At 39.0% G+C, this 17,666-nt stretch carries 16 protein-coding genes (1 of these 16 running past the window's edge); 7 read left to right on the top strand and 9 right to left on the bottom strand.

What is annotated here, in order from left to right; all coding sequences use genetic code 11:
* Window positions 1–669, bottom strand: the 5' portion of a protein-coding gene (rph, locus tag LY624_RS02800; RefSeq protein ID WP_062567429.1) for a ribonuclease PH. Its footprint begins 45 nt before the window's first position; 669 of the gene's 714 nt are visible here — the first part of the coding sequence; the start codon lies at window positions 667–669; the stop codon falls past the left edge of the window.
* 180 nt (window positions 670–849) lie between these two features.
* Between rph and LY624_RS02795 the strand changes: the two genes are divergently transcribed.
* From LY624_RS02795 to LY624_RS02780, 4 genes are all read left to right on the top strand, one after another.
* Entirely contained in the window at window positions 850–1,710 is an 861-nt protein-coding gene (locus tag LY624_RS02795) for a YicC/YloC family endoribonuclease (RefSeq protein ID WP_341803837.1), read from the top strand.
* Between the two features lie 442 nt (window positions 1,711–2,152).
* Window positions 2,153–3,232, top strand: a complete 1,080-nt coding sequence (locus LY624_RS02790; protein WP_237119689.1) for a Fic family protein — start codon at window positions 2,153–2,155, stop codon at window positions 3,230–3,232.
* Window positions 3,233–3,466: 234 nt separating this feature from the next.
* Window positions 3,467–3,814 (top strand): DUF3024 domain-containing protein, encoded by a 348-nt coding sequence (locus tag LY624_RS02785; protein WP_341803836.1) that lies wholly within the window; start codon window positions 3,467–3,469, stop codon window positions 3,812–3,814.
* Window positions 3,815–3,995: 181 nt separating this feature from the next.
* Window positions 3,996–4,649, top strand: coding sequence for a DUF542 domain-containing protein (locus LY624_RS02780; protein ID WP_341803835.1), 654 nt, complete (start codon window positions 3,996–3,998; stop codon window positions 4,647–4,649).
* 41 nt (window positions 4,650–4,690) lie between these two features.
* On the opposite strand, the gene nrdD is transcribed toward LY624_RS02780, so the two are convergent.
* Together nrdD and nrdG are read right to left on the bottom strand one after the other, a co-directional pair.
* On the bottom strand, window positions 4,691–6,496 hold the full coding sequence (gene nrdD / locus LY624_RS02775) for an anaerobic ribonucleoside-triphosphate reductase (RefSeq protein ID WP_341803834.1): 1,806 nt from the start codon (window positions 6,494–6,496) through the stop codon (window positions 4,691–4,693).
* A 4-nt stretch (window positions 6,497–6,500) separates the two neighbouring features.
* The gene (gene nrdG, locus LY624_RS02770) at window positions 6,501–6,953 is read right to left on the bottom strand and encodes an anaerobic ribonucleoside-triphosphate reductase activating protein (protein ID WP_341803833.1); all 453 of its coding nucleotides are present in this window, start codon (window positions 6,951–6,953) and stop codon (window positions 6,501–6,503) included.
* A 226-nt stretch (window positions 6,954–7,179) separates the two neighbouring features.
* Between nrdG and mog the strand changes: the two genes are divergently transcribed.
* Window positions 7,180–7,725, top strand: a complete 546-nt coding sequence (gene mog, locus LY624_RS02765) for a molybdopterin adenylyltransferase (protein WP_445936719.1) — start codon at window positions 7,180–7,182, stop codon at window positions 7,723–7,725.
* A gap of 64 nt (window positions 7,726–7,789) precedes the next feature.
* Here mog and LY624_RS02760 read toward each other — a convergent pair whose 3' ends face one another.
* Window positions 7,790–9,262, bottom strand: a complete 1,473-nt coding sequence (locus LY624_RS02760; protein WP_237119695.1) for a NarK family nitrate/nitrite MFS transporter — start codon at window positions 9,260–9,262, stop codon at window positions 7,790–7,792.
* Window positions 9,263–9,560: 298 nt separating this feature from the next.
* Window positions 9,561–10,751, bottom strand: coding sequence for an alginate export family protein (locus tag LY624_RS02755; RefSeq protein WP_341803832.1), 1,191 nt, complete (start codon window positions 10,749–10,751; stop codon window positions 9,561–9,563).
* A gap of 183 nt (window positions 10,752–10,934) precedes the next feature.
* Here LY624_RS02755 and LY624_RS02750 point away from each other — a divergent pair, with 183 nt between their 5' ends.
* Entirely contained in the window at window positions 10,935–11,678 is a 744-nt protein-coding gene (locus tag LY624_RS02750; protein WP_341803831.1) for a HesA/MoeB/ThiF family protein, read from the top strand.
* A gap of 16 nt (window positions 11,679–11,694) precedes the next feature.
* Here the strand turns inward: LY624_RS02750 and LY624_RS02745 are convergent, their stop codons facing one another.
* The 3 genes from LY624_RS02745 to LY624_RS02735 all read right to left on the bottom strand — a co-directional run bounded on the left by LY624_RS02745 (window position 11,695) and on the right by LY624_RS02735 (window position 14,756).
* On the bottom strand, window positions 11,695–12,135 hold the full coding sequence (locus LY624_RS02745; RefSeq protein WP_341803830.1) for a putative zinc-binding protein: 441 nt from the start codon (window positions 12,133–12,135) through the stop codon (window positions 11,695–11,697).
* Between the two features lie 153 nt (window positions 12,136–12,288).
* Window positions 12,289–13,491, bottom strand: coding sequence for an NnrS family protein (locus tag LY624_RS02740; protein WP_341803829.1), 1,203 nt, complete (start codon window positions 13,489–13,491; stop codon window positions 12,289–12,291).
* A complete protein-coding gene (locus tag LY624_RS02735; protein WP_237119700.1) occupies window positions 13,488–14,756 on the bottom strand; it encodes an MFS transporter in 1,269 nt (422 codons plus the stop codon). Before LY624_RS02735 ends, LY624_RS02740 begins: the two co-directional genes overlap by 4 nt.
* Window positions 14,757–15,080: 324 nt before the next feature.
* On the opposite strand from LY624_RS02735, the gene LY624_RS02730 reads away from it, so the two are divergent.
* Complete coding sequence (locus LY624_RS02730) at window positions 15,081–16,799, top strand: bifunctional protein-serine/threonine kinase/phosphatase (RefSeq protein ID WP_341803828.1); 1,719 nt, start codon at window positions 15,081–15,083, stop codon at window positions 16,797–16,799.
* On the opposite strand, the gene LY624_RS02725 is transcribed toward LY624_RS02730, so the two are convergent.
* Window positions 16,796–17,665, bottom strand: coding sequence for a U32 family peptidase (locus LY624_RS02725; protein ID WP_341803827.1), 870 nt, complete (start codon window positions 17,663–17,665; stop codon window positions 16,796–16,798). The genes LY624_RS02730 and LY624_RS02725 overlap by 4 nt on opposite strands.
* Window position 17,666: the final 1 nt, after the last annotated feature.

The following is a 17,666-nucleotide window of genomic DNA, read 5'->3' as shown; positions in this document are numbered from 1 at the left end:
GTGCTTAGCTAATGTAAGTAGCTCATCAAGTTCGTCAAATGAGAAAGGCTCGCCTTCAGCTGTACCTTGAATTTCGATAATTTTGCCTGTTTCAGTCAAGATCACGTTCATGTCTGTTTCTGCTTCAGAATCTTCGAGGTACTCAAGGTCACTAATTGGTTGACCTTTATATACACCTACTGAGATTGCCGCAATCATATGCTTAAGCGGGTTTGAATTGATCATACCTTTACTACGCATATAAGTAAGCGCATCAACTAAAGCAACACATGCACCACTGATTGATGCTGTACGCGTACCGCCATCAGCTTGAATAACATCACAATCGATAGTAATGGTGTTTTCGCCTAACGCTTTTAAGTCAACCGCGGCACGGAGTGCACGTGCGATTAAACGTTGAATTTCCATAGTACGACCGCCCTGCTTACCGCGCGATGCTTCACGACCATTACGAGTATGTGTTGAACGAGGTAACATACCGTACTCAGCCGTAACCCAACCTTTACCTTGGCCTTTCATAAAGCGCGGTACACCAGCTTCAACAGTCGCTGTACACAAAACTTTAGTATTTCCAAACTCTACTAACACTGAGCCTTCAGCATGCATAGTGTAATTGCGTGTAAATGTAACTGGTCTAATTTGGTTAGGTGTTCTTTCGCTTGGACGCATTAACGATCCCCTTAATTCAGAATTTGCCACATTATAAGTATATATACGAACAGATGCCATGTTGATTTACACGATTAACTGCAACAGAAAAGAACATTTCAGAAAATTTACGCTAGAGGTTAAAAACTGATGCGGTATAATCAGTCAACTTTGTAAACAAATAACACTAGGAAATCATCCATGATCCACAGCATGACAGCTTATGCGCGCCGCGAAATTAAAGGCGAATGGGGCACTGGCACTTGGGAAATTCGTTCAGTAAACCAACGTTACCTTGAAACTTTTATCCGCGCACCTGAGCAATTCCGTGGCATGGAGCCTGTTATTCGTGAGCGTTTACGCAAAAACTTACAACGCGGTAAAGTTGAAGTTTTCTTAAAATTTGCAGCAAACCCTGCCCATGTTGGTGAGCTTAGTATTAATGAATCACTCGCTGAGCAGCTAATAAAAAGCGCACAATGGGTGCAGCAACAAAGCAATGGTGACATCAACCCTGTTGATATTTTACGTTGGCCAGGTGTAATGGAAGCTGAAGAGCTCGACATGGATAGCGTAAATAAAGATTTAATTGCGGGGTTCGATGATGTAATTGAAGATTTCAAACAAGCTCGCGGCGATGAAGGCACAAACTTGCAAGAAATGATAGCTACTCGCCTTGATGCAATTTTAGAACAAGTAGCCATTGTGGAAAGCCACTTACCAGAAATCGCTAAATGGCAGCGCGAAAAATTAAACCAAAAGCTAGAAGAGTTAAAAACCGACATCGACGAATCTCGCCTTGAACAAGAGCTAATTTACCTAGCACAAAAACAAGATGTAGCCGAAGAACTCGACCGCTTAAAGTCGCATGTTAAAGAAACCAAAAAAATCCTAACTAAAGGCGGCGCATGTGGTCGACGCCTAGATTTCATGATGCAAGAGTTTAACCGTGAAGCAAACACCTTAGCATCAAAGTCTATCAACAGTGACATCACTAACGCTGCGGTAGAGCTAAAAGTGTTAATCGAGCAAATGCGCGAGCAAATTCAGAATATTGAGTAGAGTTTCCGCTTGGTGCAACCCGTTTTAATAGTTTAAAAACCTAGTTTTTGCTAGGTTTTTGCTTTTAACCTTCATAACAATTACCCGTTTACATCGATTCAAGTGTAGATCTGAGTGCTCACCAAAACCATCTTATTAAGCTTTAAAATATGGGTATATGAACCGTTAAGGAAAAGAAAGTTCTTGAAAACTTCGCTTTATACTAAGTAATCGTCGTCGATTCATCGCATTATCAGATGTACTGAAAGCTAAAGCCAGTAAAAACAAATGTAAAATGGCATTGTTTTATTCAACGAGAGCTAGAGATATTTGGGAAGCTATACATAAGATAACGTATATAAATAAATGGAATTACTATACATGTTATGTAGGTTATGTATAATTTTCTGAATAATTTATACATAACAACACTGGCATGTATAAAAAAGGATAAAAATTATCTATGTCTACTAATATTAAGCTTTTACCGCTTGTAAATATTGAGCAATGGGAAACCCGTGCTGTTTTAAAAAAAGCCGCCACCGCCCATCGACATCTAGCTGAATTGAAAGGCATCGCAGCTAGCATACCTAACGAAGCTATATTGATTAATACGCTCTCTTTACAAGAAGCAAAAGACAGCTCTGAAGTAGAAAACATCGTAACTACACACGATGAACTCTATAAAGCAAACCTTTTTGAAGAAGCGGTGACTAACCCCGCTACAAAAGAAGTACAAGATTATGCCGTCGCTTTAAAGCAAGGGTTCGAAACCGCGCGTAAAAGCAAACTTATTCGTCTTGATGATATACTCGCAATACAAAAAAACCTAGAACATAACAATGCGGGTCTACGAAAGCTACCTGGTACTGACCTAAAAAATGCACGTACTGGTGAAGTGGTTTACACCCCCCCACAACACGCCGATGAAATTACAAAGCTGATGGATAACCTTGTGCAGTTTATCAATAACGATGAACTATGCGATGCTGACCCATTGGTGAAAATGGCCATTATTCATCACCAGTTTGAGAGCATTCACCCGTTTTACGATGGCAACGGCCGTACGGGGCGTATTTTAAATATTTTATATTTAGTCACCAAAGATTTACTGAATTTACCCGTGCTTTACTTAAGCCGATTTGTAATTCAGAACAAGGCTGATTACTACGCTAACTTACAGGCCGTGCGCGACACTGGCAATTGGGAGCCTTGGTTAGAGTTTATGCTTGATGGTGTCATTGATACTGCACAAAACACTATTTCACTTATCACCGCCATGAAAACCCTTATGGCAGAAGTAAAACACGGTATTAGAGAGCAGCTTCCTAAAATTTACAGCCAAGATTTACTCAACAACCTATTTAACCACCCCTACACCAAAATAGACTTTATTGTTGAAGAACTCGGTGTAACTCGTATTACCGCCACCAAGTATTTAGAACAGTTGGTAGATCATGGCTTTTTGACCAAACAAAAAGTAGGCCGTGCTAATTACTACATTAACGAGCCCTTGTGCACCTTACTAATCGCACACGGTTAGGCCTCTATTACTAATTTTGAGAGCATCATGCCTAATAACAACATCGTACATTAGCAAAGTTCAATACTGAGCGAGAAATAAAAACAAAGAAAAAACACGAACTAAAAAAGTTAAATAGTAAAGTCGTAAAAGTAGGCACTTACTATGGTGATACTTAGTTTTTGTCTTAGACACAGAACTAAAAAACCAACTACCTTATATTTAGGGTGGCGGTAATAAAACAGGTAAATAACAATGGCAATCAGTGAATTTGAAATTAAACACATTGAGAAGGTAGTAGGCGAAGCATTCGAGAAACACCGCCCACCTGTGAATGTTCGTAATGAATTTGACATTGGTTTTCGCATCGACAATCAGTCGGTGTATATCTATGAACGTCACCAAAACTGGCGTGATAAAACTCAATATATCGACACTGAGAATGCCAAGTTGACGTGGGTAAAGACTCAAAAGCAGTGGAAAATTTTTTGGATGAAGCGCGACTTAAAATGGCACGGCTACGGCCCTACCCCAGTAGCTAAAAATATAGAGTCAGCTATACAGGTTGTAATGAGTGACCAATATGGCTGCTTCTGGGGTTAGCTCACTGGCAACTTTCTTTTAAATTTATAAAGCTTACAGTCGCGAGTATTTGATAGTCACCTCAAAAACGATTACCAAATACTCACTTTCTTATCTACTTCTATCCATTTAGGGTAATTTCATTTCAAAGTTTGCTTATTTAGATTAGAAGCACCCATTTTACGGTTCAAGGCTTTTAACTATGTCACTTTTAGACAAACCAATTGGTGAACTTGCAGCGACTATTCCTGGTGCCACGCGTTTATTTGATGAAAATAAGCTAGATTATTGCTTTAACGGGCAACAAACTCTAAGGCAGACTTTAAAGAGTATCAACTTTGACCATGACTCATTTTTATCACAGCTTGATGCATTAGATCTGCAAAAAGAGTTGGCTAATCATTTAATGTGGGGTGCTCAACCTACAGCTTCACTTATTACGCACATTATTGACAATTTTCACGAAAAACATAGGCAACAGTTTCCAGAGTTAATTCAGCTCATAAAGAAGATTACGCTCAATCATTCTGATCACCCAGAACTTCCAAAAGAACTGGAATCACACCTTGTTTCGATGGAGTTTGAGCTTCAAGAACATATGATGAAAGAAGAAGAAATTCTATTCCCACTGCTTATGAACGGCTTTTATCCTGCGGGGCCTATTTCAGTTATGGAGGCTGAACATTTAGAGCATGCTAAAGCATTAGAGAAACTCGCTGATATTACACATCAGTTCACACCGCCTGATGGGGTATGTAGCTCGTGGCAAGCGTTGTATGTTGGTGTAGAGCAACTTTATTATGACTTAAAAGAGCATATACACTTAGAAAACAATATTTTATTTATCGAACAATAAAGCTCCTCAGCAATAAGCGCTTCAATTGAAGCGCTTTTAATTTATGCCAACTTTCTGTTTGCGACGCTATTTTTAGTTCGATGATAATGCCTTAAAGTATGCTCCTTACGGCGTCCTTGGCTAAAGGCCGATACTCTTTTTAAATAACCAATCACTCGTGTCCCATAATCAATATCGATTGATCCACAGTTTGAACAACGTTGATTCGAGCGCTTATCTATGTGTTCACAGTCATTACAAATTGTGATGCGTACGTTAATGCAGAAATAATTACCCCCCGTTTTAGCGGCAATATTCAATAACTTTAAGTATTGATGCACATCTAAGTGCTCATCTAAGTTTAAATGCAGTGCTGAGCCACCGTCCAGATACTCCACCATTTCACTACCATGTAGAATAAACTTATCGAGATGATTAATCGTTTCATCTTCTACAATATAAAAATAGCTGTTATAACAATCACGTGGAACTTCATAACCCTCTTTTAAATCCCACTTCGCATTTTTAACACCTAAGTTCTCAGCAGGAACAAACTCTGTATTAAATAAGTATCCGGTTTCCTTTGTTGCAGCTCGATTAGCTTGATAAATAATTTTAAGTTGCTCCTTAACCCAGCTTTTATATGCATCGCCTGTATTTATTTGTAATCCTAAATATTGGGCTGCTTCAACTAAACCATTAATGCCCACTGTTAAAAACTGTTTTTTGAACGAGATAAATCCTGCATCATAAACTGGCAACATCCCTGCTTGAAAATACTCTTCCATTAAAGCTCTATAAGCTATTTGATACTTATGAATTTTCTCGACTTCTGCTTTTAAGTCACGATTATCCTGAACTAAACGATTCATATTTAAAGTGATGACATTGATTGAGCCTGTAGCAACCCCACCCGCTCCAAGGCTATATGAAAAACTGTGATCATTAATTTCATTTCTGAGTCTGCAGCAAGATGCTAAAGAGTCAGGGTTTTCAGATTGATATATAAAGAACGACCCACCTTCACTCAGATTTTTTGCACACATTAACGCAAACTCTTTATCTTTAGGTGCTTCATTTTCTACAAGCATTGCAGCTGTAACAACGGGAAATGTTAAAATAGCTTTACTGCGCTCATCATTAAACCAGTCCAAGAAGAACTGTTGTAAGCCTTTTACGGTCGGCCAGTTAGCAGGCGTTGCATCTGGAAAGACAAAATGACCAAACATTGCATTAAAGTACTCAACATCGTACAAAGAGATGTTCCAAAACACACTTTGATAACCTCTTGCTGCAGCAGGTTGGTTTAGTGCATAAACCACATGTTGAAGATGATTTTTAATAGCGTGTGGGTGAGTCGTTAAATAATTATCGCCATAATCCTTTCGGGCAAAATAATCGAAATACATTAAGAACTCGACCGTGGCAACTGCCCCTGCAAATTGTGCGCTAATAGCAAAAACCAAATTAACAAAGCTACCGCAGAATGATTCTAAATGCTTAGGAGCTTTTGACTCTCCACCTAGTTTAGTTAAGCCATCCAGCAAAAAAGGATACATAGTAATTGATGTGCAATATGGCTTTAAGCTGGTTTCATCGTGAACATAGATTTCATGGTTTTCTATTTGCCTAATGTACTCTTGGCTCAACTGTTCGCCATAAAGCTCTTTTATTTTGCCAGCAACTTGTGAACGATTAACTTGAATAAAGTAGTCTTTCATAATTTCAGACTCCAGTGTTGCTACATTCTTTAATGTCACATTGGCGTTTGCATCCACTGTAGAGCCATCAGCAGCATTTGTTGCCTGCGTATAGTTTTGTATGAAATGCATTTTTTCTTTTAACTGTTCTAAGGTAAGTAAAGACATCTTGTTATCCTTTTAAAAATAATGAGTTAAGTAATCTTCCGCTAGCAACTTCAATATACTTTTGGTTAGTAGTACGACTTGCAAGCCCACCATACTCGGGAATATAAGGGCCTGTTTTTAAGTAAGTAAGCTCGGCTTTCAAGCTATGAGATACGTCGTCTAGCCCCGTATACAAGCAGGTTGCTAGCCTCTGTTGTTTAGCTATTTTTAAGTAACTAATTAAACAACGCTCTTGCCACTCACCACCGAAGAAAACAATGCATGTTATTAATTGTCTATAGCGTGCGATCCAAGCCTCAAAACGTGCCTTAGTTAAGTCTTCTCCTTGTTTTGGATCCCATGTATCAACACTGTGGCAACCACGGCATTTAAGAGGACAGCCCGTACAGATAAAACCAAGAGCCACCTCATTAGGCACTTCTTGAAAACAAATCTGTGGCTTTAGCACCTTAAACATAAAACACCATATATTGTGTTAAAAATTAAACTTGAATCAATATATAGTATTTGAGGTATTTAATGCCAATTCGTTTATTGATCTAAATCAATAAATCACACGGTCAATTTACGCACAAAATAGGTAGTTATAATTCATTACTAAGCCTTGGTTTAACTCGAGCAAGAACTACCTACTAAGGAGGAGTTATCTTTAGCTATGGCTTTGTTAAAGTGCCCATAAATAAATGAACAGTGAGACAGGTATGACAACAAAAATTGGTATTTTAACCGTGAGTGATCGCGCTAGCCGCGGGCAATATGATGATTTATCAGGGCCAAGTATTGTTGAAGCATTAGATAGCTATCTAAGCTCGCCGTGGCAAGCTTGCTATCAACTTGTAGAAGATGAGCAACCTTTAATAGAAAATGCATTATGTAACCTTGCAGATAACGAAAAATGCGCTCTGATCATTACAACAGGTGGAACAGGTCCGGCAAAACGTGATGTGACCCCAGAAGCGACAGAAGCTGTATGTGACAAAATGATGCCAGGTTTTGGTGAGTTAATGCGTCTAGAAAGCTTAAAATACGTGCCAACAGCGATACTCTCTCGACAAACAGCGGGGATCAGAGACAGTTCGTTGATTATCAATTTACCGGGTAAGCCAAAAGCAATTCGTCAATGCCTTGATGCCGTTTTCCCAGCTATTCCCTATTGTATTGATTTACTTGAGGGGCCTTATTTGGAATGTGATGACTCTGTCATTCAGGTTTTTAGACCTAAGGGCTAAAACCACACTATATAAATGAGAAAAGCCAGCATAATGTTATGCTGGCTTTTAAATACATTAATGTTTATTTATGTGAGACATCAATTAATTCAACGGTGCCATCTTCTCTTACTTCAGCTATTTGCCCTCTTGGTTCATCCATAAAGAACAAAGTGACAAAACCAATCATAGCTGTCCCTGCAATGACATAGAAAAAGGTTGCGTAATCGACTAATGATAAAACGGTTAAAAACGTTACGGCTCCTACATTACCATACGCTCCTGTCATACCTGCTATTTGTCCCGTTAAGCGACGTTTTATTAAGGGAACAACAGCAAAGACAGCTCCTTCACCCGACTGAACAAAGAACGAGCATGCCATAGCTGTAACAACGGCAAGCCATAACGGCCACTGTGCATTAACCATCCCCATTAGAAAATAACCAGCAGCAAGGCCCGCTGTTAAGATCAACAATGTTGTTCTTCGACCAAATTTATCAGAAATAAAACCACCCGCAGGGCGAGACATTAAGTTCATAAATGCGTAAGCACCAGCAACCATCCCTGCCATAACAGGGTCCAGCGAAAAAGTATCAGCAAAGAAGAGTGGCAACATTGAAACAACCGCTAATTCTGAACCAAAATTAGTAAAGTAAAGAATATCTAACACGGCCACCTGCTTAAAACTATAACGATGTAGCTCTGGCACTTCTTGCTCGAATACGTTTTTATTCACTGCCCATACTTTTTTAACTTCAAATAAATAGAGTACAACCAATGCACCATAAATAAAGTTAACAATGTTTGCATCTAGCATACCGACACCGCTCGGTGAGAGCTTCCAAGTTAACAAAGCCAGCGCTGCATACATTGGAATTTTCATGATTAAAAGTAGAAAAAAATCACCTTTTGATGTGACTTCCATTGCCCCCAAGTTTTTTGGCCTAAAGTAGGTTGAGCCTTTAGGTGTATTAGTCACGTTAGCATAATAAATAAATCCAAATATAAGGCTAAGAAGCCCCGTCACACCTATTGCATAACGCCAGCCATCATCACCACCAAAAATTAATGCAAGGGTAGGAAGTGAAAAAGCCGCAGCCGCTGACCCAAAATTCCCCCATCCCCCATAAATGCCTTCTGCGGTACCTAACTCATGATGTGGGAACCATTCAGATACCATACGAATGCCAATAACAAAACCAGCACCAATAAAACCAAGTAGAAAGCGTGCAATAGCAGCTTGTAAAAAGCTATCTGCAAAAGCAAACATAAAACAAGGTATCGAGCTGATAACCAACAAGCATGAATAAACTAATCGTGGACCATATTTATCTGTTAGCATGCCAATGATCACCCGAGCAGGGATCGTTAACGCCACATTCAAAATAAGTAAGGTTTTAACTTGTTCGGTTGTTAGACCTAATGTTGTTTTTACCGCTTGCAATAAGGGGGCAAAATTAAACCAAACAAAAAAGGTAATAAAAAATGCGAGCCAGCTTAGATGTAATACTTTCATTTTTCCGCGAAAAGAAAAAATATTAAATTTTTCACTTGCCATTGTCTTCTCCAAAGATAGGGTTACTGACATCATTTTCGGTTGGCAAGATTAAAAAGAATTGATGCAAATCAATGAATAACAGTTACTTTAAGGTGAACAAAAACAGACCTACTCCCTTATTTTTTCTGCCTTGAAGCACGATCTCTTTACCCACCTATACTCACTACCCATTTAGGAGGAGCTTTATACCTACAGCGCAAAAAACTGAATAAAAGTAGATAGGTTTTATTAATCATCAAAAAAAGCCTCCGAAGAGGCTTTTGAATTGCAGGGTACAGTAGTCAGTTAAAAATAAAGGCTAGAACTTATGAGTTAACATAACCCATAACTTATCAGTATCTGTTGCAAACTCATCCGCATTGTAGTGCGCATACTTAAACAATAGATTGCAGTCCTTCGATACTGGGTACAGTGCTGTTACATCAAGCTCATCACCAAAGTCAGTATTTTGTTCGTCACTTTCAAAACGGTGATACGTCGCTGATAGTTTCACTTTGGCTAATTCACCATTAATCCCAAAATAAAGATCTGCAATACCGACATTAGGCGTATTCAGGAACTTATCTGCAAAACCCTGAAACTTATGCCCTGTTGCCAAAGGTGTGGTAAAACTGATGCCATTATCAGAGCCCAGCAATTCATAACCCAACTTCCAACCTACCTGATTAACCTTGCCTTTAAACTCAGCTAAAAAGTAGTCTGCATCAAATGACTGAGGGTTGTCAGCATAGTCTTGCTGCATGGCATAACTCAAAGTGTAAGAAAGTGACTCTGAAAACTGTCCCGTAGCGCGTAAGCCAATTGTTTGTGTTGAAATAGTGAGTGCATTATCAAAATCATAAAGATATGCAAAAACACTCATATTAAATTCTGGCCTGACTTGAAATAACGCATTACCAAAATGTAGCTTTCCATGTAAATCACTGTTTGGACTGTCTTCACCAAAAATACGATTAACATTATATATATAGCTATAATCAAACTTTATTGAAGATGTCGGCTTATAAATGACTCGATACCCATCAAATGTTTGCTCGTTTTGACGCCAAGCAACTCCCCCTACAAATCGCTGGTCATCTAAGTTAATACGTTGTCTGCCAGCAGTAATTTGCCACTGTTCATTTTTAAATTGTAAGCTTGCTTGATTTACTTCGGTTCCTTTTGGATCAGCCACAACAGGGTGATCTAATTTTCCGTTCACAGTGCTATTGTAGTTGTCGTTACCTAGCTGCGTGACATTATCAAACTCTAACAGAGCTGAAACCCCTTTTAAGGTGGCTGTTTTATAATTAAAGCGCGTTAATAATGTTGAAGCATGAGCTCGTTCAGCTAATCCATCTTGCTCAACATTTTCGTATCTATAACGCAACATCCCCTGCACTTGGCCATTCTTTAACATGCTCTGAATACCATCACTCTCAACGGCGTTTACGTGCGTACTTAAACCGACTGTTACTAACGATGCTAAAATTGATAATTGTGTTTTCATGTCATTACCTTGCTATGCATTTAAGTTGCGCTTAGCTTACATCTGCCCCTCTAGCAAATTTTGATTTAAATCAATAATTTCATAACCTTACCCACCATAACCATGACCACCCACAAAGAGGTATAACAGCTCCTCCTCTGTTTAATGTAGGCTTGTACTACCGTTGAGAAGAAGGATGAAAACATGCAACTTGATAGCTCGAATACGATGCGTTACTGCCGCCATATTTTACTGCCAGAAGTTCAGGAAGAAGGTCAGGAAACCTTAATGAATAGCCATGCCCTAATTGTTGGAGCGGGTGGTTTAGGATGTGCTGTTTTGCAGTATTTAGTCGCCGCAGGAATAGGTAAGATCACTATTTTTGATCATGATACCGTTGATATAACCAATCTTCAGAGACAAATACTCTACCCCGAATTAAGCGTGGGTCATTCAAAAGTAGAAACCGCAAAACAGCAATTAGCCAAATTAAATAGCCAAGTAGAGATCAATACCTTCAATAAGCAGTTTGATCACTCAGATGAGCCCACTTTAAATTCAGTTAATGTTGTCATTGATTGTAGCGATAACCTTCAAACCCGACTTTTACTAAACACATTATGCTGGTCAAAGAAAATACCGCTAATTTCAGGCTCAGCGATTAGAATGGAAGGACAGGTTATTCATTTTCCTATGCGCGACGATGACCCTTGCTATGCCTGTGTGGCGAGCTTCTTTAAAGAGCCTTCACTAAGCTGCATGGAAGCTGGCGTACTTTCACCCGTTGTCGGAACAATAGGTTCATTGCAAGCAACTGAAGCAATTAAAAGCTTACTAAATATAGAGCCCAGCTCGCTTTCACTGCTTCTTTATGATGCCCATCAACTCGCTTTTCAAACGTTTAAAATTAAGAAAAATCCGCAGTGCAACGTATGTGCAGACCGTTAAAGTAAACGAATTAACTTTAACGGTCTGCACATGGGAAAATAGCAATAATATCTTCAGATGCACCTTTGCCTTTACCTAATGAATATTGTTTAGGTAACACAGAGAAAAGCGTGTGGTTAATCATTTGTGTAACTTGTAAGGATTCAAGCAGTGATGGCTTTTCTCCAACACATGATACTTTTTGCAAGAGCTTTGAGATATCGAAATGATACACATCACTAATCGCTAACTTGTCTAAACTTAACTTCGCGCAATTAAGAGCGCAACCATCAAACACCACAATACTGGATGCTTCTTTTACTTTTTGCTGATGTATAAACGAGCCTGCAGTAATTGCTACAACGGACACTTTATCGACCTTTCCTTGCTGATATAAACTCTGTGCAATATCTTCTGCTAACTCAGCTTCGTGGCACATACCAGCACACGTTAATAAAACAGGTAATTGCTGCTTCATCGTTTTCCTTACTCAATTGAAACGGGAAAGAGCAGCTTAGTAATAACGTCACAAAGTAAACTTGATCCACATCAATGTGGGCAAAAAACACATCATCATAAAAGAGGTATAGAACGCTACCTATAAAGCGTTAAATCAACTGTGTAAAAGTCATTACTTACTCTGCTCATCAACTCTTGGTTGAGTTAAGACAGGAAAATAGACCAAACTAAATAGACCATAAGCAATACACCAAGTGATCACTGAAAGTGAAATGAAGTATAAAGTTAACTCAGCATCAATTAGCACTCCAAAAACACGCAGTAATGCAGCAACTAATACGGCGCCAAATGCAAAAATAATGGCATGTTTAACAATTAATTTTCTACCCGTATGACCTAAACTCACCCGCGACATCATACTTAAGATCATATTTCCCATAGCCCCAACTGTAAGAGCATGAAAAGCGGTTGAAATTGATAACAACTCAAATAAATAAGCAGTCCCCATTAACAGAATACCTAACGGGATAAACCAATACGCTAAATGCAAACTCCAAAGTAAAGGAATAGATAATGTTTTAAAGAAATGCCAACGTGCAGCTCGTAAACAATGCAATAGAGCACAAATAACAAACAGTACGCCCACGACTTCATCTGCAATGTAATAAATGAGTCCACAAAAATATAAAAAGAACATTCCCCATGTACTACCTAGCGCAGCAATTTCTAACCAAGCCTTTCCCACCACCTTTTTAGTCTGTGTTGCATTTGCAGTGAAAAACGGAATAACCCGTCCGCCGAGTACACTCATTAGTAATGTTATTAATAAAATTGCAGACATATAACCATGTTGATACAGTTCAAATACACCTAAAACGACACCTAAGTGCATCAACAAATTGGTTGCACTAAGCATTAAAAGAATAGGCACAAAAAAGAGGTTACGCATTTGCCCTTTGAGTATAATTGGTTGGGCTAACCAATAACCGGCCAAAGGTAAAAAAGACATATCTATCACAAATACACACCACTTCGGTACAAAAGGCAATACCATTGCAATTCGCGCCAAAAGCCAAAGACTTGTTAACAGTAATAACTTTTTTCCATGAATAGAACGAACTCCAGTCCAATTTTGCACGGCGGTTAATAAGAACCCCACAATAACAGCGCACACAAAACCAAATAACATTTCATGGCTATGCCAAAACAGTACGCCACCATAAGGAGAAAATAACAACTTCCCATGTAAAACAAGCCCCCATACAACTAATGCAATACAACTAAATAGGCCACCAGCGAAAAATAAAGGCCGAAATGCAAGCTGAAAAAATACGGACTCTGTTTTTACCTGTTCTTTATTAGCGTGATTCCTCATAAGCTTTCATCTTCCAGAAAATTATATTGGGCAGCTTCACTTAATCGGCGGCGAAATTTTTCAGCCTTAATAGCAAAATACATCAGCATCATACACACAGCTAATACCGCATAAAGCAACATAAACGTGGCACTGTAAAAACCAAAAACATCCACAACAGCACCAAATAATAAAGGTAACGTGAACCCACCTAAGGCACCGATTGCGGCAACGAAACCTCCAGCATGCCCCATCTCATTAGGATAATTTTCATGGAGCATTTTAAAAACGCTCGCCCGACCAAACCCCTGCGCTAAACCAATCACAAACAAAAGAAATGTGAACACCCACACATTTATTGAAAAAGACACGTAAACATCTTGCTTAATACCGTGAATAGTCATTGTTGTAGGTGGATAACTTAGAAAAAATAAACAAACCAAACACACCCAAAATACACTCCAATTCACACTTCGACCGCCATATTTGTCAGCAAACCATCCTCCTAACGCGCGAACAACAGATGAGGTTGCAACGAAAAACAAGGTAAAAGCCATCGCTTGTGTTATTGATAATTGATAAGCCTGAATATAATAGTATGGAAGCCATAAAAGCAGCGCTAAGAACGAACCAAAAACAAAATAATAATAAAGCCCCAAGCGCCAAATTTGTGAATCATGCAATAACTGATACCAAGTTCTTTGCTGTGTATCCAATTGCATGGCATGAACTGGCTGGGAAGGTGCAAAAAACCAAAATAAGAGAGCAACAAAAACGAGCCCAACCGCGTAAACAGGCCCCACCCAGTGCCAGCCAAAATTATCAATAATCCAAGGTGCAAATACTAAGGTTATGGCAGCTCCTGCATTGCCAACCCCAAATACTCCCATAGCCGTACCTTGTTGGCCACGTGGAAAGAAGTCACACACGTAGCGAATACCTATAGTAAAGGAAGCCCCACTTACACCAATCCACAAGCCCAAAAACAGTAATTGGTAATAATTTGTTGCGATATACAAGCAAAGTAATGCGGGCACACAGCTTAGCATTTGTATAACAAAAAGCTTTTTAGCTGCGTAGCGATCGACTAAAGAACCAAAGGGAATACGTGATAACGCCCCAGTTAACATTGGAGCTGCCAGTAAAGCACCAAGCTCCGTCACTGTTAACTGCCACAACGATGATAAGGGTAATACAATCACCGCATATAAAGTCCAAACTGAAAAATTAGCGGCAAAAGCAAAAGTGGCACATAATAACCCACGGTTAGCATCTGGCGTTGGCATGCGATTCCTCTATTTATGATTATTAATAGAAAATCATTTAGATTAGTATATGTTGCCATTCTACCTAAACAGAGCTGCAATTAAGCCAAACTACCTACAATGCCATAAATTTAATTAGCTTTTTATTATTTGCTCAAAATAATAAAAATATAATCCTAATTTTCAAAAACTTATGTAAAAACTCAGCTACCTAAAAAGTGGTATTAATAAATCAAGCATTGCGAATATTGGCCCTATTCCTAGCATCTTAAATTGAAAACAGGTTGAACACTTCGCTATTTTTCTTGCACTATTTTGTTACTGTTCACAAATTTAAAACACACTATGTATAGCACGCATGTCGACGCAGGCTTTCAAAGCTTATCGGGTATTAAGGAAGTTAACGAAGATTACGCAGGCGTATTAATTCCCGATGACCAATACCTAAGGGATGTGAAAGGAAGTGCGTTTTGTGTAGCTGACGGTGTAAGTTCAGCCGAAGCAGGAAAAGAGGCAAGTGAAACAGCCATTACACGCTTTTTTAGCGAGTACTTTAAAACACCCGACACGTGGTCTGTTAGCCACAGTGGTAAACAAGTTCTCTCAGCCATTAATTTACGACTTTTTCGTAAAAGTCATGAATTTTCTCACGATAACAAAGGCTATTTAACAACACTAAGCAGTATGATTTTAAAAGGAAATCATGGGCATATTTTCCATATTGGCGATAGTCGTATTTTTCGTTTAAGAAAAGCCTGTTTTGAGCAACTAACCGCTGATCACACGACCAATTTAGGACAAGGCAAGTCTTTCTTGTCCCGTGCGGTGGGCATGGATAATAATTTACACATAGATTATAGCTGTAGTGATTTGCAAGAGGACGATGTTTACTTACTCACAACTGATGGTGTGCATGACTTTCTACCTACACACTTTCTGATACAGGCTTTACACAGCAATCAATCAGCAGCACACATTGCCGAGCAGCTATGCGAAGAAGCCCTGAAGCAAGGCAGTGATGACAATATAAGTTGTGTTGTGGTTAAAATAAAAAGTTTAGCTCATCAAAATGAAGATGAGTTAAACGCTGAACTAACCAAACTGCCTTTTCCGCCACCACTCAAAGCAGGTATGAAGTTAGATGGTTACTTAATTATTGAAGAGCTCTTTGCCTCTTCTCGAAGCCAACTCTATTTAGTGGAAGATGAATTAACTGCTCAGCGTTATGCCATGAAAACACCATCAGCAAACTTTGATGATGACACTCACTACATTGATCGTTTCATAAAAGAGCAATGGATAGGTAGTCGAATAGATTCACCCTATGTTGTTAAGGTTTATCAGCACTTACGCCCTCGCAGCGCACTTTATTACTTAATGGAGTGGCTTGATGGCATCAGCTTAGATGACTGGCTTAATCAACACTATCCATTGAAACCTAAGCGCGCAATTGCCATTGTAAGGCAAATAGCTAAAGCATTAGAGGCATTTCACCAAAACGATGCTATTCATCAAGATTTAAAACCTGGTAATGTCATGGTCTTAAATGATGATACGATAAAACTCGTCGATTTTGGCTCTGTTTTCGTTGCAGGTGTCGCAGAGCTTTATCAGCCAATAGAGCATCAAGGGGCATTGGGCACAGCAAGTTATTCAGATCCTAACTATTTGCGCGGGCATAATGCAGCCATACAAGGGGATGTATATAGCTTAGCAACTATTTGCTATGAACTATTTACTCAGCAACTTCCCTACACAGATAAAATTGAGCAATGCACTACAATGGCCGACTACGATAAATTACGTTATCAAAGTGCGAGTAAATACAACCCTATTATCCCTGTTTGGTTTGATAAGGCACTTCAAAAAGGAGTCAGCTTTGACTTAACTGAGCGCTATCAAACCGTTGAGGCACTGCTACAAGATTTAACGACACCTAACCCAGCATTTTTAAAACCAACACCTGAACCAAAAGAAGCCAGTAGTCTATTATTTTGGAAAATGGTCAGTGGCTTTTGGTTTATTACCCTTGCACTTATTTTGTATTTATTTAGCCAACATTAAAGTTGGCATTGAATCCCAGCAATTTGATGCCAAAAACCATTTATATGTTCGCTTGGTCGCTGATAGACCTCATCAGATACAAAGTGTTCTATCCAACTGAGCTCATCCATATTATGAAAACTTAGCCTAGCAACATGCGCCATATCACTCAGTGAAGCTTTATCTTCACATAAATTATAAATTTGTCCTGACATGGTTTGAATACCATTTAAATTAAATAGAGCTTGTCCTTCTTGGCTTTGAGTTATTAATCCTGAAGGGTGTTTTTGGCAAATAAGTTCACACTGATCTTTTGCTAGGTTGTAATAACGAGCTGTAAAACAACGTGCACTATATGCCAATGGCAAATATCCATAACTAAACACTTCATACTGCATGGGTAAATCACATAGTTGCGCATATTCTTGCTGAAGTGCTAATAGCCAATCTTTTGATAGCTCGACAGGCATAACCCAACGAACAGCCCCCATTTTTGCAAACTTAGCCAGTGTATAGCCATTATAAACATTGATAGCAGGGCCAATCACAAAAGGGAGCCCTAATTGATAAAGCAGCTGCACTGCAGACAAGTCATTCGCTTCAAATAAGTACTGCTTATGCTTGCTTAATCGTTTGAGATCTTGCAACTGTGCACTTGACTCCAGCAGGGTTAAACTTGAAAGCACGACTTCTTTTCCCGCTTTCGCTAATTTCTCTGCCCATACCAGATAATCATTTAAGCGAGACAAGCGACGTTTTCCACACACCGTTTCACCCAAGTACACACACTCTGCTTCCGAGAGCATTACCTTATTATAAAACTGCTCTAGATACGTTTTTTGCCATAAAAATAATACAGGCCCAACGGCTACTTTTAATTTACTCATA

This window comes from Pseudoalteromonas sp. N1230-9 (assembly GCF_032716425.1).
In the GTDB taxonomy this organism is placed as follows: domain Bacteria; phylum Pseudomonadota; class Gammaproteobacteria; order Enterobacterales; family Alteromonadaceae; genus Pseudoalteromonas.
The sequence above is the reverse complement of the archived record's forward strand: the minus strand, read 5'-3'. Positions and strand labels throughout refer to the sequence as shown.

What these genes read in the sequence shown, in the direction of transcription:
- LY624_RS02730 (WP_341803828.1), top strand. Translation starts at nt 15,081, where the DNA reads ATGTATAGCACGCATGTCGACGCAGGCTTTCAAAGCTTATCGGGTATT.
- LY624_RS02745 (WP_341803830.1), bottom strand. Translation starts at nt 12,135, where the DNA reads ATGAAGCAGCAATTACCTGTTTTATTAACGTGTGCTGGTATGTGCCAC.
- LY624_RS02735 (WP_237119700.1), bottom strand. Translation starts at nt 14,756, where the DNA reads ATGCCAACGCCAGATGCTAACCGTGGGTTATTATGTGCCACTTTTGCT.
- LY624_RS02740 (WP_341803829.1), bottom strand. Translation starts at nt 13,491, where the DNA reads ATGAGGAATCACGCTAATAAAGAACAGGTAAAAACAGAGTCCGTATTT.
- LY624_RS02795 (WP_341803837.1), top strand. Translation starts at nt 850, where the DNA reads ATGATCCACAGCATGACAGCTTATGCGCGCCGCGAAATTAAAGGCGAA.
- LY624_RS02785 (WP_341803836.1), top strand. Translation starts at nt 3,467, where the DNA reads ATGGCAATCAGTGAATTTGAAATTAAACACATTGAGAAGGTAGTAGGC.
- mog (WP_445936719.1), top strand. Translation starts at nt 7,180, where the DNA reads ATGAACAGTGAGACAGGTATGACAACAAAAATTGGTATTTTAACCGTG.
- LY624_RS02755 (WP_341803832.1), bottom strand. Translation starts at nt 10,751, where the DNA reads ATGAAAACACAATTATCAATTTTAGCATCGTTAGTAACAGTCGGTTTA.
- nrdG (WP_341803833.1), bottom strand. Translation starts at nt 6,953, where the DNA reads ATGTTTAAGGTGCTAAAGCCACAGATTTGTTTTCAAGAAGTGCCTAAT.
- nrdD (WP_341803834.1), bottom strand. Translation starts at nt 6,496, where the DNA reads ATGTCTTTACTTACCTTAGAACAGTTAAAAGAAAAAATGCATTTCATA.
- LY624_RS02790 (WP_237119689.1), top strand. Translation starts at nt 2,153, where the DNA reads ATGTCTACTAATATTAAGCTTTTACCGCTTGTAAATATTGAGCAATGG.
- LY624_RS02750 (WP_341803831.1), top strand. Translation starts at nt 10,935, where the DNA reads ATGCAACTTGATAGCTCGAATACGATGCGTTACTGCCGCCATATTTTA.
- LY624_RS02780 (WP_341803835.1), top strand. Translation starts at nt 3,996, where the DNA reads ATGTCACTTTTAGACAAACCAATTGGTGAACTTGCAGCGACTATTCCT.
- LY624_RS02760 (WP_237119695.1), bottom strand. Translation starts at nt 9,262, where the DNA reads ATGGCAAGTGAAAAATTTAATATTTTTTCTTTTCGCGGAAAAATGAAA.
- LY624_RS02725 (WP_341803827.1), bottom strand. Translation starts at nt 17,665, where the DNA reads ATGAGTAAATTAAAAGTAGCCGTTGGGCCTGTATTATTTTTATGGCAA.